Consider the following 15,498-nt stretch of genomic DNA (forward strand, 5'->3'; position numbering starts at 1 on the left):
CGTCGCCCTCCCTTGAGCCCGGCCGTTCGCCGGACGCCACGGAGCCCATTACCCCACCGCTGGCGGCGCTATCCGCCGAGCCCCAGCGTCTCCCGGATCGCCGGGGCCAGCGTCGCCACGACCTCGTCCGGCGTCAGCGCGGTGACCGTCGGCAGCCGCAGCAGATAGCGGGTCAGGGCCAGGCCGAGGAGCTGGGCGGAGACCAGGCCCGCCCGGCGCCCGGCCGCCTCGGGGCCGATGACGGCGGCCAACGCCGGAGCGACCTGCACGCCGAAGATCTCCCGGGCGCGCTCCGCCGCGCGGTCGTTGGTGACCGCCGAGCGCAGAACCATCAGCAGCGCGTCGTCGGTCGGATCGCCCTCCCAGCGGTTGAGGAAGTGCCGCACCAGGACGGCGGGCACATCGCCGGGGGCGACGGCGGTGAGGTCGGGCAGCCGCAGGTCGACGGTGAGGGCGGCGTCGAACAGCCGCTCCTTGGTGCCGAAGTAGCGGATCACCATCGACGGGTCGATGTCGGCGTCGGCGGCGATCGCGCGGATGGTCGTGCGTTCGTAACCCTGCGCCGTGAAGTGCTGACGCGCCGCGCGCAGGATCGCGGCGCGGGTGCGGTCGGAGCGCCTTTCGGCGGCCGGTTCGCGGTGCTCGGGCATGGCGCCCAACTTATGCCAACAACCGTTGGCCCACAAGTGTTGACATCGCTCTCTGGGCGGGCGCACGATGTCAACAGACGTTGGCCAACAGCTGTTGGCACACCCGCTGGAGGGGGTTCCCATGAACGCCGCAGCACTCCCCGCCCGTACCGATGTCGCGATCGTCGGCGCCGGGCCGACCGGGCTCGCGCTCGCCATCACCCTCGCCTCGGCCGGCATCGACTTCGTGCTGCTCGACCGGCAGGAGCAGGCCGCCCACACCTCGCGCGCCGGAGTGGTGCACGCCCGCACCCTGGAGGTGCTCGACGAGCTGGGCACCGCGCCCGAGCTGATCGCCCGGGGCCGCCGGGTCGGCGAGGCCACCGTGCGCGACGGGGCACGGCGACTGCTGCGGGTGCCGTTCGACGGCCTGCCCACCCGCTTCCCGTTCGCGCTGGTGATCCCGCAGTACGAGACGGAGGACGTGCTCGCCTCCCGGCTGCGGCAGCTCGGCGGCGAGGTGCACCGGCCGTACGAGGTCACGGACGTCATTCAGGACGCCGGGGGCGCCACGCTGACCATGGCGTCCGGCGAGACCCTGCGCGCGGCGTACGCGGTGGGCGCGGACGGCATGCACAGCGTGGTCCGGGAAGCGGCCGGCATCGGGTTCGAGGGCGGTTCGTACGGCGAGTCGTTCGTGCTCGCCGATGTCACCCTGGAGCAGGACCGGGCGGACGACGGGCTGATGCTGCAGTTCGGCGCGGACGGGCTCTTCTTCATCGTGCCGTTCCCCGGCGACCACTACCGGGTGGTCGCCACCGTTGAGGACGCGCCCGCCAAGCCGGAACTCCGCTACGTCCAGGACCTGTTGGACGCCCGCGACGCGGGCCGGGCGAAGGTCAGGGACCTCGTCTGGTCGTCGCGCTTCCGCATCCACCACCGGGTCGCCGACCGCTTCCGCGCCGGTCGGGTGCTGCTCGCGGGCGACGCCGCGCATGTGCACAGCCCGCTGGGCGGTCAGGGCATGAACACCGGCATCCAGGACGGCTACGCCCTCGGCCGGGCGCTCGCCGAGGGGCGGCTGGACACCTACGAGGAGCGCCGCCGCCCGGTCGCGCGCCGGGTGGTGGCGTTCACCGACCGGCTGACCCGGATCGCCACGGGGCCGCGAGTGGTGCGCGACACACTCCTCCCCCTGGTGGGCCGCGTACCGGCGCTGCGCGACCGGCTGGCCATGGAGCTGGCGGAACTGAACTACCGCTGAAGCCGTCCTTTTGGGCTGAAACCAACCGCAGGAGGACCGATGCCGCAGGTGGCCGAGAGCGCGCTCGCGCTCGTCGTCGAGGACGACACGACCCTGGCCCAGGCCCTCACCACCGCGTTGGAAGTGCACGGCTACCAGGTGGTGGCGGTCGGTGACGGGCTGCTCGGCCTGGAGCGGATCCGTACCACCGCACCCGATGTCGTACTGCTCGACGTGATGCTGCCGGGGTTGGACGGGTTGACCGTCTGCCGTCGGGTGCGCGCGGACGGGGACCGCACGCCGATCCTGATGCTCACCGCGCGCTCAGCGGTGGCCGACCGGATCGACGGGCTGGACGCGGGCGCGGACGACTACCTGCCCAAGCCGTTCGACCTGGACGAACTCATCGCGCGGGTCAGGGCGTTGCTGCGCCGCGCCAGGCCGGAGGCCGCCGCGGAGCTGCCGGACGAACTGGGCTTCGGCGACCTGGTGCTGGACACCCGCACCCGGCGCGCCAGGCGCGGCGGGCGGACCATCGACTTCACGCGCACCGAAGCGGTGCTGCTGGAGCTGCTGATGACCAACGCCGGACAGGTGCTGACCCGGGATGTGATCACCGACCGGGTGTGGGGATACGACTTCGGGCCGTCGTCCAACTCCCTTGAGGTGTACGTGGGATATCTGCGCCGCAAGCTGGAGGAGGGCGGCGAGCCGCGGATCGTCCATACCGTGCGCGGCGTCGGATATCTGCTGAGCGAGCGCCGCAGTGTCTGAGGCCCGGCGCAGGGAGCGGCGACATGCTCCGCTGCGGCTGAGGTTGGCGGTGGCCACCGCGCTGGCCGTCGCCGCGGTCGCGGCGGGGGTCTGCTGGGCGGCGTACATCGCCGTCGGGCAGCAGCTCGGCCGGGAGCTGAACCTCGGCCTGATCCGCGAGTCCAACCGGGTGGTGCCGCAGATACGGGCCGGGGCCGCGCCGCCGGGCGGTGAGTGCGCATGGCTCGGCTCCCCCGACTGCGTCCAGGTGATCCGCTCCGACGGCACGGTGACGCCCGCGCCCGCCTCCGATCCCTACGTACCGCCGGTGGTGCCCGGCGCGGTGGCGGTGGCCAGGGGCGAGCGCGGTGCGTACTTCTCCGACTCGGCCTTCCACGGTCTGCCGTTCCGCAGCTATCTCGCCCCGGCCGGGCCGGGCCGGGCGGTGCAGGTGTCGATGCGGACCGACTCGATCCAGCACAGTGAGCGGCGGATCGCGGTGGCGCTGGTGGTGATCGGCGCGGCGGGCGCGGTTCTCGCCGCGGTGCTCGGCTACGCGGTGGCCCGCACCGGGCTGCGTCCGGTGGCCCGGCTGACCAGGACCGCGGAGACCATCGCGGCCACCCGTGACCCGCGGCACCGCATCGAGGTGCCGGGGCGGGACGAGTTGTCGCGGTTGGCGGGCAGTTTCAACGTGATGCTGGGCGAGTTGGAGCAGGCGCTGGACGCCCGGCGGCAGATCGTCGCGGACGCCTCGCACGAACTGCGCACCCCGCTCACCGGGTTGCGCACCAACATCGCGCTGCTCTCGCACGAGCTGACGGGTGAGCAGCGGCAGCGGGTGAACGGTGCGCTGTCCGCGCAGATCACCGAGATGAGCGGACTCGTTGACGATGTGATCGAACTGGCCCGGGGCGATGAGACGTCCGGTGAGCCGGAGGACGTACGGCTGGACGAGATCGTCGGGCACTGTGCCGCGGCGGCCCGCCGCCACTGGCCCGCGACGCCGTTCTCGGCGGAGCTGGAGCCGTGCGTGGTACGCGGGGTTCCGGCGCGGCTGGCGCGGGCGGTCACCAATCTGCTGGGCAACGCGGCCAAGTTCTCCCCGCCGGGGGCGGGGGTCGAAGTCCGGCTCGCGGACGGCGAGTTGACTGTCCGGGACCATGGCCCCGGATTTACGGAAGATGACCTTCCGTATGTCTTCGACCGCTTCTACCGGTCCCAGTCGGCACGCGGCCTGCCCGGCTCGGGCCTTGGCCTGGCCATCGTCCAGCAGGTGGCCCACGCGCACGGCACCACCGCCGAGGCGGGAAACGCCCCTGGCGGCGGGGCGGTGCTGCGGGTTCGGTTTCCGGTGTCGCGGTGAGTGCGGCACCACCGGGTCAGCCGAGTGGGGCCGCCACCGGCGCGGCGGGAGCCGTCCGCGGTCTCACGCCACCGAGTGGACAGTGCGGGGCACGTCGTGGTGGATGGGGGTGTGGGCGCCCGTCAGCGGGACGCCCGTGCCGCCCCTGCGGTGGGCGACGATCTCCGCGGCGATGGACAGCGCTGTCTCCTCGGGCGTACGGGCGCCCAGGTCCAGGCCGATGGGCGAGCACAGCCGGGCCAACTCCCGTTCGGTGACGCCCACTTCGCGCAGCCGGTCGAGCCGGTGCAGATGCGTACGGCGCGAGCCCATCGCGCCGACGTAGGCGACCGGCAGCCGCAACGCCCGTTGCAGCAGCGGTACGTCGAACTTGGCGTCGTGCGTCAGCACGCACATCACCGTGCGCTCGTCCAGCTCCTGGGAGTCCAGATAGCGGTGCGGCCAGTCCACCACGACCTCGTCGGCCTCCGGGAACCGTGCCTCGGTGGCGAAGACCGGGCGGGCGTCGCAGACGGTCACCCGGTAGCCCAGGAACTTCCCCATCCGCACCACCGCCGCCGCGAAGTCGATCGCGCCGAACACCAGCATGCGCGGCGGCGGAACGCTGGATTCGATCAGCAGCGTCAGCGGCTCCCCGCAGCGGCTGCCGTCCGCCCCGACCTCCACCGTCGCGGTACGCCCGGCATCCAGCAGTGCGGCGGTCTCGGCGCGCACGGTGCGGTCCAGTTCCGGATCGCCGAAGCCGCCCTGGTACGAGCCGTCCGGCGCCACCGCCATGGTGCCGCCGAGCAGTTCGGCGGGCCCCTTGACGATCCTGGCCACCGCCGCCGCCCGACCGGCGGCGGCGGTGGCCAGCGCCCCGGCCAGCTCGGGGCTGGCCGCCGGGTCCACCCGCTGGACGAAGATGTCGATCACTCCGCCGCAGGTCAGACCGACCGCGAAGGCGTCCTCGTCGGAGTACCCGAAGCGTTCGAGCACGGCCGCCTCGCCGTCCGCCAGCGCCTGCTGGCACAGCTCGTACACCGCTCCTTCGACACACCCGCCGGACACGCTGCCGATCACGGTGCCGTCAGCGTCCACGGCGAGCGCCGCGCCCGGCTGCCGGGGGGCGCTGCCACCGGTGGCGACCACCGTGGCGACCGCGAACGGACGCCCGCGCTCGCACCAGCCCAGCAGCTCCTCAGCTATGTCCAGCATGGTGTGTCACTCCTCAGTGGACGCCCAGCCACCCTTGGATGGGGTGAAGGGCGAAGTAGACGGTGAAGACGACCGACAGGGCCCACATGAAGGCGCCGGGTTCACGCCATTTTCCCTGCGCGGTCTTGATGACCGTGTACGCGATGACGCCCGCGCCGACACCCGCGGTGATCGAGTACGTGAACGGCATCAGCGCCACGGTCAGGAAGACCGGGATCGCCACCGAGCGGTCGCTCCAGTTCACATGCTTGGCGTTACCCATCATCATCGACCCGACCACCACCAGCGCGGCGGCGGCCACCTGGCTGGGCACGATCTGGGCGAGCGGGGTGAAGAACAGCCCGGCGGCGAACAGCAGGCCGGTGACCACGCTGGCCAGGCCGGTCCTGGCCCCTTCGCCCACTCCGGTCGCCGACTCGACGAACACCGTCTGTCCCGAGCCGCCGACGAATCCGCCGACCATCCCACCTGCCCCGTCGATGAGCAACGCCTTGCTCAGCCCGGGCATCCGGCCCCTGGCGTCGGCCAGCCCGGCCTCCGTGCCAACCCCGATGATGGTCGCCATGGCGTCGAAGAACCCGGCCAGCACCAAGGTGAACACGATGATGCCGACGGTCATTCCGCCGATGTGGCCCCAGCCGCCGAACTCCACATGGCCGAGCAGGGAGAAGTCCGGCAGTGAGACGACCTTCCTGGGCAGTTCGGGCACCGCGTAGCCCCACGCCTTGGCCCCCAGGCCCGCCACCGCCTGCACGACCACCGCGATCACGGTGCCGGCCATGATGCCGATGAGGATCGCGCCGGGGACCTTCCTGGCCTGGAGGGCGAAGATCAGCAGCAGCGTCACGGCGAAGATCAGCACCGGCCAGCCGGTGAGATGCCCGCCGGCGCCCAGCGTCACCGGGGCGTCCGCGCTGCCGACGCCGACGAAGCCCGCGTGCACCAGGCCGATCAGCGCGATGAACATGCCGATGCCGATGGTGATCGCGTGCTTGAGCGGCAGCGGGATGGCGTTCATGATCATCTCGCGGAGTCCGGAGACCACCAGCAGGACGATCACCGCCCCGTAGATCACGCACATGCCCATCGCCTGCGGCCAGGTCATGTTGGGCACCACCTGGGTGGACATCACGCCCGAGACGCTCAGCCCGGCGGCGAGGGCGAGCGGGACCTTGCCGACGCAGCCCATCACCAGGGTGGTCACCGCGGCGCCCAGCGCGGTCGCGGTGACCAGCGGTGCCTGGCCGAGCCGGTGGCCGCTGATGTCCGCCCCGGACAGGATCAGCGGGTTGAGCAGCAGGATGTAGGCCATCGCCATGAAGGTCGTCAGACCTCCACGGACCTCTCGGGCCACGGTCGAGTTGCGATCGGAGATGTGGAAGTAGCGATCGAGCCACGAGCGGCCGGAGGGGATGCGCGAGCCGGAGCCCGCCTCCTCCGCGACCGTCGTCGGCTCGACTTGCGACTGGGTCATGAGTCCAACTCCCAAGGTTCACAGGGGCACCCGCGCCAGGCGCGGGATTTGGGAAGGTGCTTTGGCCTGCACGACCCGGGGGACGGCCCGAGACGAACGGGATCACTGCGCCGGTCGGCGGACCGGCCGGATCCGGGCGGTGGCGGGAGGGACGAGAACCGGCCACCGCCCGGAAGCTTCGGTCAGGTACCGGTGAGGTGTTCCGGGCGCACCGGCACCCGCTTGAGGGCCAGGCCGGTGGCCGCGCGGATGGCGGCGACCACGGCCGGGGTGGAGGACAGGGTGGGCGCCTCGCCGATGCCGCGCAGCCCGTACGGGGCGTGCTCGTCGGCGAGTTCGAGGACGTCCACCGGAATGGTGGGCGTGTCCAGGATGGTGGGGATCAGGTAGTCGGTGAAGGACGGGTTGCGGACCTTGGCCTCCGGCGAGACGACGATCTCCTCCATCACGGCCAGGCCCAGGCCCTGCGTGGTGCCGCCCTGGATCTGGCCGACCACGGACAGCGGGTTGAGCGCCTTGCCGACGTCCTGGGCGCACGCCAGCTCGACCACCTTGACCAGGCCGAGGTCGGTGTCCACCTCGACTACCGCGCGGTGGGCGGCGAACGAGTACTGGACGTGTCCGTTGCCCTGGCCGGTCCGCAGGTCGAACGGCTCGGTGGGGCGGTGCCGCCACTCCAGCTCCAGGTCGATCGCCTCGCCTTCGAGGACGTCCACCAGATCGGCCAGCACCTCGCCGCCGTCGGTGACCACCTTGCCGCTCTCCAGCAGGAGTTCGGCGGTGGCCCAGGCCGGGTGGTACGAGCCGAACCGGGCGCGGCCCAGCTCCAGGACCTTCTCCCGTACCGCCTCGCAGGTGTGCTTGACCGCGCCGCCGGTGACGTAGGTCTGCCGGGACGCCGAGGTGGAGCCCGCCGAGCCGACCTGGGTGTCGGCCGGGTGGATGGTCACCTGGGTGACGCCGAGTTCGGTGCGGGCGATCTGGGCGTGCACCGTGACGCCGCCCTGTCCGACCTCGGCCATGGCGGTGTGCACGATGGCCACCGGCTCACCGTTGATCACCTCAAGCCGCACCCGCGCGGTGGAGTAGTCGTCGAAGCCCTCGGAGAAGCCGACGTTCTTGATGCCGACCGCGTAGCCGATACCGCGTACCACGCCCTCGCCGTGGGTGGTGTTGGACAGTCCGCCGGGCAGCGCCCGTACGTCCGCCGACTCGCCCGCGGTCTCCCACTGCTTCTCCGGCGGCAGCGGCATCGCCTTGACCCTGCGCAGCAGTTCCGCGACCGGGGCCGGGGAGTCCACCACCTGTCCGGTGGGCATCACGGTGCCCTGGGACATCGCGTTGAGCTGGCGGAACTCCACCGGATCCAGGCCGAGTTCGGCGGCCAGCTTGTCCATCTGCGCCTCGTAGGCGAAGCACGCCTGCACCGCGCCGAAACCGCGCATCGCGCCGCAGGGCGGGTTGTTGGTGTAGAGCGCGACCGCCTCGATCTCCACGTCGTCGATCACATAGGGGCCGACGGAGAGCGAGGAGGCGTTGCCGACCACCGCCGGGGAGGCCGAGGCGTAGGCGCCGCCGTCCAGCACGATCCGGCACTTCATGTGGGTGAGCTTGCCGTCCCTGGTGGCGCCGTGCTCGTACCAGAGCTTGGCCGGGTGCCGGTGGACATGCCCGAAGAAGGACTCGAAGCGGTTGTAGACGATCTTGACTGGCTTGTTCGTGCGCAACGCCAGCAGGCAGGCGTGGATCTGCATCGACAGGTCCTCGCGTCCGCCGAAGGCACCGCCGACGCCGGACAGCGTCATCCGGACCTTCTCCGGCGGCAGGCCGAGCACCGGGGCTATCTGGCGCAGGTCGGAGTGGAGCCACTGGGTGGCGATGTACAGGTCGACCCCGCCGTCCTCGCCGGGCACCGCCAGCCCCGACTCGGGGCCGAGGAAGGCCTGGTCCTGCATGCCGACCTCGTACTCTCCGGAGACGATCACGTCGGCCCTGGCCCGGGCGGCGGCCACGTCGCCGCGGTGGATCGGCTGGCGGTGCACGATGTTCGGGTGCGGGACGTGCCCGGCGTGGTGGTCGTCCCGGCCGGGGTGCAGCAGCGGGGCGTCCTCGGCGAGCGCGCTCGCCTCGTCGTGCACGACGGGCAGCGGGACGTACTCGACCTTGATCTTGGCGGCGGCGCGGCGGGCGGTCTCCGGGTGGTCGGCGGCGACCAGCGCCACCGGCTCGCCGTGGTGCCGTACCCGGCCGTGCGCCAGCACCGGGGTGTCCTGGATCTCAAGGCCGTAGTTCTTCACGTCGGTGGGCAGGTCGTCGTACGTCAGCACGGCGTACACCCCGGCCTGGGCAAGCGCCTGCGAGGTGTCGATCGACTTGATCTCGGCGTGCGCGTGCGGGCTGCGCAGTGTGAAGCCCCACAGCATGTCCTCGTGCCACATGTCGGAGGAGTACGCGAACTCGCCGGTCACCTTCAGGGTGCCGTCCGGGCGCAGCGTGGACTCACCGATGCCGCCCTTGGCCTTGCTGCCCTGGGTGATGTTGCTGGGAGTGCGGGTCGCGCCCATGGTCAGACCGCCTCTTCGCTCCGGGCCGCCGCGAGGCGGACCGCGTCCAGGATCTTCTCGTAGCCGGTGCAGCGGCACAGGTTGCCGGAGAGGGCCTCGCGGATGTCCTCGTCGGACGGGGAGGCGTTGCGCTCCAGCAGTTCGTCGGCGGCGACCAGCAGGCCCGGGGTGCAAAAGCCGCACTGCACGGCGCCCGCGTCGATGAACGCCCGCTGGATCGGCGCGAGCCGCTGCGCGGCGGTGCCCGTCTCGCCGGGCTTGGACTGCCAGCGCTTTGCCTCGTCCAGCGACGTACCCGAGGCGGATCCTCCCTCGTCGCGCTGCTTGGCGAAGTCGGCCAGCCCCTCAACGGTGACGACCTCGCGGTCCTGCGCCTGGCCCGCGGCCACCAGGCACGCGCAGACCGGCACACCGTCGAGGCGGACCGTGCACGAGCCGCACTCGCCCTGCTCGCAGGCGTTCTTGGAGCCCGGCAGCCCCATGCGTTCGCGGAGCACGTACAGCAGGCTCTCGCCTTCCCAGACGTCGTCGGCCTCCTGCTTGCGGCCGTTGACGGTGAACGTCAGGCGCATCGTGCGCTCCTCTCGTTTCCGCGGAACTCCTCCCAGGTCCAACCCAGGGTGCGGCGGGCCATCACGCCCAGCGCGTGACGGCGGTACGCGGCCGAACCGCGCACGTCGTCAATGGGGTTGGCGGCGCCGGAGACCAGCTCCGCGAACTGGCGGGCGACGGCGGGCGGGATGATCTGGCCGCTGTCCCACAAACCGGCTTCCTCCAGCGCGGAGTTGAGGAACTCCTCGGCCGCGGTGGCCCGGATCGGGGTGGGCGCGGCCGAGCCGATGCCGGTGCGCACGGTGCGGGTCTCGGGGTGCAGGGCGACGCCGAAGGCGCACACCGCGATCACCATAGCGTTGCGGGTGCCGACCTTGGAGAACTGCTGCGGTCCGTCGGCCTTCCTGATGTGCACCGCGCGGATCAGCTCGTCCGCCTCAAGGCAGTTGCGCTTCACGCCGGTGTAGAACTCCTCGACCGGGATCATCCGGGTGCCGCGCACCGAGACCGCCTCGACCTCGGCACCGGCCGCGAGCAGCGCCGGATGCGAGTCTCCGGCCGGGGAGGCGGCGCCGAGGTTGCCTCCGACGCTTCCGCGGTTGCGGATCTGCGGCGATCCGACGGTGTGCGCGGCCAGTGCGAGACCGGGCAGTTCCGCGCGCAGGCTCTCGATGATCCGGGTGTACGGGACGCAGGCGCCGAGCCGTACCGTCTCCTCGCCCACCTCCCACTCCCGCAGCTCACCGATGCGGTTCAGGTCGAGGAGCGCTTCGGGTCGGCGGTGGTCGAAGTTGATCTCGACCATCACATCGGTGCCGCCCGCGATCGGCACAGCGGTGGGGTGCTCGGCCTTCGCGGCGAGCGCCTCCTCCCAACTGGCGGGGCGCAGGAAGTCCATGGGGGTCTCTTCTCGGATGTCGAAGGAGCCGGGTGGTGCACGGTCGCGAGGGGCTTGTTCATGTGGTGTTCACGTGTTGTGGCCCAGTACACAAAGAACCGACCGGTCGGGTGCAGTCACCGAAAACATGAAGCACTTGGCTGGCCGGACACCGGACCTTGTAGATTCCTCTGAAAGGCGAGGTCCCACCACCTCGCGGGATTACAAGAGCGTCATTCAAGACAAGGCGAGAACGATGCGGCTGCGCACACTGCTGGACACCGAGGCGCTGGGCCTGCGGCTGCTCGGCGGCGAGGACGAGCTGGACCGTACGGTCCGCGGCGTGATGACCACCGACCTGCGGGATCCCAGCCGCTATCTGTCCGGCGGCGAGCTGGTGCTGACCGGCCTGGCCTGGCTGCGCGGCTCCGAGGACTGCGAGCCGTTCGTGCGCCGGCTGGCGGCCGCCGGAGTGGCCGCGCTGGCCGCGGGCGAGGCCGAGGTCGGCGGGGTGCCGCAGGAGCTGGTGGCGGCCTGCGCACGGCACCGGCTGCCGCTGTTCGCGGTGCACGAGCGGGTGGCGTTCGCGACCATCACCGAGCATGTGGTGCGGCAGGTCTCCACCGAGCGCGCCGGGGATCTGGCGGCCGTGGTGGACCGGCACCGCAGGCTGATGTCGGCCGGTCCGGCGGGCGGCGGCCCGGACGCGGTGCTCGACCTGCTCGTCACCGACCTGGACCTGCGCGCCTGGGTGCTCTCCTCCACCGGCCGCCGCATCGCGGGCTCGGCGCCACAGCTGCCGGACCAGATCCGCGCCGAAGTGGCCGGAGAACATCTTGCGGCGTCCAGGACCGGGCGTCCCGCACCGCACCGGGTACAGGTCGCCGGGCGGGTCTTTTCGGTCTTCCCGATCAGGGGCGCCGAGACGGACCCGCGCGCCACGGTGCTGTCCGACTGGATGCTGGCGGTCGAGGCGGACGCGGGCGACTGGCCCGGCGAGCGGCTTGACCTGCTGCACGGGGTGACCCAGCTGATCGCCGTCGAGCGGGACCGGCAGGACGCGGCGGGGGCGGTACGCCGCCGCCTGGCGCACGAGGTGCTGGAACTGGTGCAGACCGGCGCGCCGCCCGCCGAGGTGGCGGCCCGGCTGCGGGTGGCCGCGCCGGTGCTGCTGCCGGGTGCGGGCGCGGCACCGCACTGGCAGGTGGTGGTGGCCCGGGTGGACTGGGAGGGCGGCGAGCTGCCCGGCGGTCCGGTGGCCCAGGCGCTGCTGGAGGAGATCCTGGTCGACCCGGCCTCGTCGGGCACCGACCCGGCCGACCGGATCGCCGTGGCGCACAGCGACGAGGAAGCGATGGCGCTGCTGCCGCTGCCCGCCGCGGGCCCGGAGGAGCCGGAGCCCGTGGGGCTGCGCGCGGACGGGCTGCTGCGCACGGTGGCGGCGCCGCTGGCGCGCGGCCTGGACGGCGACGGCCGGCTGACGATCGGGGTGAGCGCCTCCGTCCACTCGGCCGAGGGGCTGCGCGGCGCCCTTGAGGAGGCCCGGCACGCCCGCAGGGTGGCCGCCGCCCGGCCCGGCCGGGTGTGCGTGGCGGGACATGAGGAGCTGGCCTCGCACGTGCTGCTGCTGCCGTTCGTGCCGGACGACGTGCGGCGCGCCTTCACCGCACGGCTGCTGGACCCGCTGCGCGCCTACGACCGGCGGCACCGGGCCGAACTCATCCCCACCCTGGAGGCGTTCTTGGAGTGCGACGGGTCCTGGACCCGCTGCGCGGCCCGGCTGCACCTGCATGTCAACACCCTGCGCTACCGCATCGGCAGGATCGAGCAGTTGACCAGCCGCGACCTGTCCCGGCTGGAGGACAAGGTGGACTTCTTCCTTGCGCTGCGCATGAGTTGAGCCGGTAAGGCATACGGGGGACACCGCCGACGTCCCTCTTGCTGGGCGCCGTGTGCCGTGCTGAACTTCGCGTACCGACGGCGCGCGGGAGGGGACTGTGGCAGACGCCTCCAAGGCGGAGACGCACAAGACCGACGGCATCGCGCACGGCGGTCCCCCGGATCCGCCCGCGGTGTGGCGGCTGCGGTCGCGCGGGCGCTGGGCGCAGGCGGCGGCACTGCTGGACGGCGACGGCTCACCGCACTCCGCGCTGCGCCGGGCGGCACTGCTGATCGAACGGTGCGTGTTCACCGGCGACGGATGGGCCGAGGCGGAGGACGCCCTGCGTACCGCGGAGGCGCTGGCCGGTACCGACGAGGAGCGCGGGCGCGCGGCCTGCGAGCGGGGCCAACTGGCCTACACGGCCACGATGTTCGGGGTGCGGGACCGGTCCGACGAGGCCCGCTCCGCACTGGGCCGCAGCGCCGCGCTGCTGGCGCCGGGGGCGGCGGACCGGGCGCTGCTGGACTTCCGGCGCGGAATGCTCGCGGAGAACCTCACCGGCGACCCGGCGGGCGCGCGGCTCGCCTTCCGGCGCGCGCACGCGGGCGCCACCGCGCACGGTGACCGTCTGCTGGCCTCCTCGACATGGCGCCATCTGGCCGGACTGGCCCTGCAGGACGGGGAGTTGGCCGAGGCGCGCTATGGATTCGCGGAATGCCTGCGGATCCGCGAGGAGCTGGACTTTCTGATCGGCACACCGCCAGCGATGGTTTCCCTGGCGCAGGTGGAATCCGAACCGGAATCCACCCGCCTGCGCAAGGAGGCGTCCCGCGTCTTCCACCTCCTCGGCGACCTCCCGATCTGGCTTCGCGACACGCTGTAGGTCTTTCGGGCGGAGCCGACTCGGCGGCTCGCCGCATTTCCCTCACTCGCGGGCGTGCGGGCTCGCCCCCGAGAAGCTCCGTCGGGACGGCGAGCGGCCACGACGGCGGAGTCCGGCCGTGCCGAGCCGACCGGAACCGGCCATGAACAGGAGCCGCGCCGTAGGCGTTACGCGAAGTGGCCGCGGACCACGGATTCGGCCGCCGGGATGTCGCCCTCGACGAGGGCGTCCAGCAGGGTCACGTGCTCCAGGGCGTCAGCCATGAGTTCCACGGTATGCGCCCACTGGGCGCGCCTGTGCAACTGGTCGGCGACGATCACGAGTTGGGAGTTCCCGGCGAACCCGAGCACCGCGCCGTGGAAGGCGCGGTCCGCCTCCGCGTAGGCCGCCCGGTCGCCGTCCGCCGCGGCGGCCACCGCCGCCTGGGCGAGCGGCCGAAGCGAGTCCCACCGCTCGCCGGGCACACCGCGCGCCAACCGCAGCATCACCGGCACTTCGAGCAGTGCCCGAACCTCGGCCAGCTCGGCCCGGTCCCGCGCGGTGCGCTCGGCCACCCGGAAGCCGCGGTTCTGGACGACCTCCACAGCCCCTTCCCTGGCCAGTTGCTGCATCGCCTCCCGCACGGGGGTGGCCGACACGTCGAACCGCTCGGCGAGGGCGGGCGCCGAGTAGACCACCCCGGGCCGCAGTTCGCCGGTCACCAGCGCGTCCCGCAGCCCCCGCAGCACCTGGTCGCGCAGCGACAACCGCTCCGGCAGGCGGCGCGCCGGGCAGGCCGGCCCCGGCTCGTCGTGCGGACGCGCGCCACGCGCGCCACCCAGCGGTTCGAGCCTGGTCTCCGACGGCGTCGCCGGCCGTCCCTGGCCCGGCACCCGTGCCGGCGCCCCGGCGCCGCGCGTGCGCGGCCGCGCGCCCTGTTCCACCGGGGCCTCCTCCAGCTGCGTCGATCGATCGTCCAATGAGCCCGTTGACGTGTTGTCGCATGGCGTACCGACATTCATCCGTACGGGCGAATGCCCCCTATTTCACCACTCGACACCGGTGACGCACATCGGCGGCATGCCGGACGCGGTTCAGCTAAGGTAAGGCTTCCCTGCGTGGATCTCTGTAGCTGGTTCTCCGCCGCCGGACGTGTCCGGCCCGCCGGTCAGGACGGTTCGCCCATGCCCTCGGCCATGCTCCGCCGCGGCTCGCCGCTCGCCGCGTCCTACGCGCGTCTCGCCGAGGTCCTCGCCGGGCTGCGGGTCACCGAGGAGCCGCCGCGCACCGGTGACGGCTGGCTCGGGGCACACCGACTGGCCGAGTGCGGCAGCACGCTGGATGAGTTCCTGGCCGGGGTGGGGACCGGGATCCTGCGGGAGTACGGCACGCGGGCGCGTCCCCATGTGGTGGCGAGCCTGGCCTTCCACCGCTACGTCTGGCCCGCGTGCCTGCTGTTCACCGTGCCGTGGTTCCTGCACCGCAGGGTGCCCCGGGTGGGGTTGGCCGACGTGTCGTTCCACCGGACGGCCGACTGGATGACCGTGCGCTCCGCCGCCCTGGTGTGCCTGCCGGACGATCCGGCGGCCGGATGGCCGGGCGCGGTGACCGTACCGGACGCGGCGGCGCTGCGGGGGGCTCTGCGCGGTGCGATCGCCGAGCACGTGGGGCCGCTGCTCGACGCGTTCCGGGCGCGCACCCGGCGCGGGCCGCACGCGCTGTGGGGAATGGTCTGCGACGAGATCACCGAGGGCCTCTGGCATGTCGCCCGGCTGCTCGGCGAGGAGGACCGCGCGGTCGCAGAGTTGGACGCGCTGCTGCCCGGCGGCACTCCCCCGTACCCCGGTGGCGCCGGATTCCGGGCGCTTTCGCGCAGGCACACCCGGGACCGGCTGACCTGCTGCCTGTTCTACACGCTGCGCCCCGAAAACCCCTGCGTCACCTGCCCGCGCACCTGCGACGCGCAGCGGATCGAACGCACCGGAGCCGAAGCGGAACGGCAAGCGAAATGATGGCACGTCACCTGATAGGGTGCGGCCGATTGCCTCAACTCACCTAACTCCGTTCGGTAGTTCGAGACTTCGCACACCGCCTCCCGG

13 protein-coding genes are annotated in these 15,498 nt (G+C 72.5%); 6 read left to right on the forward strand and 7 right to left on the reverse strand.

Features of this window, described 5'->3' with window-relative positions:
• Nucleotides 1-68: 68 nt before the first annotated feature.
• Nucleotides 69-650: a TetR/AcrR family transcriptional regulator gene (locus O5O46_RS17805; RefSeq protein WP_269856453.1), complete on the reverse strand. Its 582-nt coding sequence runs from the start codon at nucleotides 648-650 to the stop codon at nucleotides 69-71.
• 121 nt (nucleotides 651-771) lie between these two features.
• Between O5O46_RS17805 and O5O46_RS17810 the strand changes: the two genes are divergently transcribed.
• From O5O46_RS17810 to O5O46_RS17820, 3 genes are read left to right on the forward strand one after another with little or no spacing between them, the layout of a single operon-like run.
• Nucleotides 772-1,893, forward strand: coding sequence for an FAD-dependent oxidoreductase (locus O5O46_RS17810; protein WP_269856454.1), 1,122 nt, complete (start codon nucleotides 772-774; stop codon nucleotides 1,891-1,893).
• A 39-nt stretch (nucleotides 1,894-1,932) separates the two neighbouring features.
• Nucleotides 1,933-2,646 (forward strand): response regulator transcription factor, encoded by a 714-nt coding sequence (locus O5O46_RS17815; RefSeq protein ID WP_269856455.1) that lies wholly within the window; start codon nucleotides 1,933-1,935, stop codon nucleotides 2,644-2,646.
• Nucleotides 2,639-3,991 carry a sensor histidine kinase gene (locus O5O46_RS17820; RefSeq protein WP_269856456.1) on the forward strand — a complete coding sequence of 451 codons (1,353 nt, stop codon included), beginning with the start codon at nucleotides 2,639-2,641 and terminating at the stop codon, nucleotides 3,989-3,991. The genes O5O46_RS17815 and O5O46_RS17820 overlap by 8 nt, the downstream gene beginning before the upstream one ends.
• 63 nt (nucleotides 3,992-4,054) lie before the next feature.
• On the opposite strand, the gene O5O46_RS17825 is transcribed toward O5O46_RS17820, so the two are convergent.
• From O5O46_RS17825 to O5O46_RS17845, 5 genes are all read right to left on the reverse strand, one after another.
• The gene (locus tag O5O46_RS17825) at nucleotides 4,055-5,188 is read right to left on the reverse strand and encodes an XdhC family protein (protein ID WP_269856457.1); all 1,134 of its coding nucleotides are present in this window, start codon (nucleotides 5,186-5,188) and stop codon (nucleotides 4,055-4,057) included.
• A 13-nt stretch (nucleotides 5,189-5,201) separates the two neighbouring features.
• Nucleotides 5,202-6,662: an NCS2 family permease gene (locus tag O5O46_RS17830; protein ID WP_269856458.1), complete on the reverse strand. Its 1,461-nt coding sequence runs from the start codon at nucleotides 6,660-6,662 to the stop codon at nucleotides 5,202-5,204.
• Between the two features lie 182 nt (nucleotides 6,663-6,844).
• Entirely contained in the window at nucleotides 6,845-9,226 is a 2,382-nt protein-coding gene (gene pucD / locus O5O46_RS17835) for a xanthine dehydrogenase subunit D (RefSeq protein WP_269856459.1), read from the reverse strand.
• A gap of 2 nt (nucleotides 9,227-9,228) precedes the next feature.
• The gene (locus O5O46_RS17840; protein ID WP_269856460.1) at nucleotides 9,229-9,798 is read right to left on the reverse strand and encodes a (2Fe-2S)-binding protein; all 570 of its coding nucleotides are present in this window, start codon (nucleotides 9,796-9,798) and stop codon (nucleotides 9,229-9,231) included.
• The gene (locus O5O46_RS17845; RefSeq protein ID WP_269856461.1) at nucleotides 9,789-10,676 is read right to left on the reverse strand and encodes an FAD binding domain-containing protein; all 888 of its coding nucleotides are present in this window, start codon (nucleotides 10,674-10,676) and stop codon (nucleotides 9,789-9,791) included. Before O5O46_RS17845 ends, O5O46_RS17840 begins: the two co-directional genes overlap by 10 nt.
• Before the next feature lie 235 nt (nucleotides 10,677-10,911).
• On the opposite strand from O5O46_RS17845, the gene O5O46_RS17850 reads away from it, so the two are divergent.
• Together O5O46_RS17850 and O5O46_RS17855 are read left to right on the forward strand one after the other, a co-directional pair.
• Nucleotides 10,912-12,555, forward strand: a complete 1,644-nt coding sequence (locus O5O46_RS17850; protein WP_269856462.1) for a PucR family transcriptional regulator — start codon at nucleotides 10,912-10,914, stop codon at nucleotides 12,553-12,555.
• Nucleotides 12,556-12,694: 139 nt separating this feature from the next.
• Nucleotides 12,695-13,420: a hypothetical protein gene (locus tag O5O46_RS17855; RefSeq protein ID WP_269856661.1), complete on the forward strand. Its 726-nt coding sequence runs from the start codon at nucleotides 12,695-12,697 to the stop codon at nucleotides 13,418-13,420.
• A gap of 167 nt (nucleotides 13,421-13,587) precedes the next feature.
• On the opposite strand, the gene O5O46_RS17860 is transcribed toward O5O46_RS17855, so the two are convergent.
• Nucleotides 13,588-14,358 (reverse strand): GntR family transcriptional regulator, encoded by a 771-nt coding sequence (locus O5O46_RS17860; protein WP_443072564.1) that lies wholly within the window; start codon nucleotides 14,356-14,358, stop codon nucleotides 13,588-13,590.
• 225 nt (nucleotides 14,359-14,583) lie between these two features.
• On the opposite strand from O5O46_RS17860, the gene O5O46_RS17865 reads away from it, so the two are divergent.
• Nucleotides 14,584-15,411, forward strand: a complete 828-nt coding sequence (locus O5O46_RS17865; RefSeq protein ID WP_269856464.1) for an iron-sulfur protein — start codon at nucleotides 14,584-14,586, stop codon at nucleotides 15,409-15,411.
• The last annotated feature ends 87 nt before the right edge of the window (nucleotides 15,412-15,498 follow it).

The sequence above is a fragment of the Streptomyces sp. RPT161 genome, assembly GCF_027533845.1.
GTDB lineage: Bacteria > Actinomycetota > Actinomycetes > Streptomycetales > Streptomycetaceae > Streptantibioticus_A > Streptantibioticus_A silvisoli_A.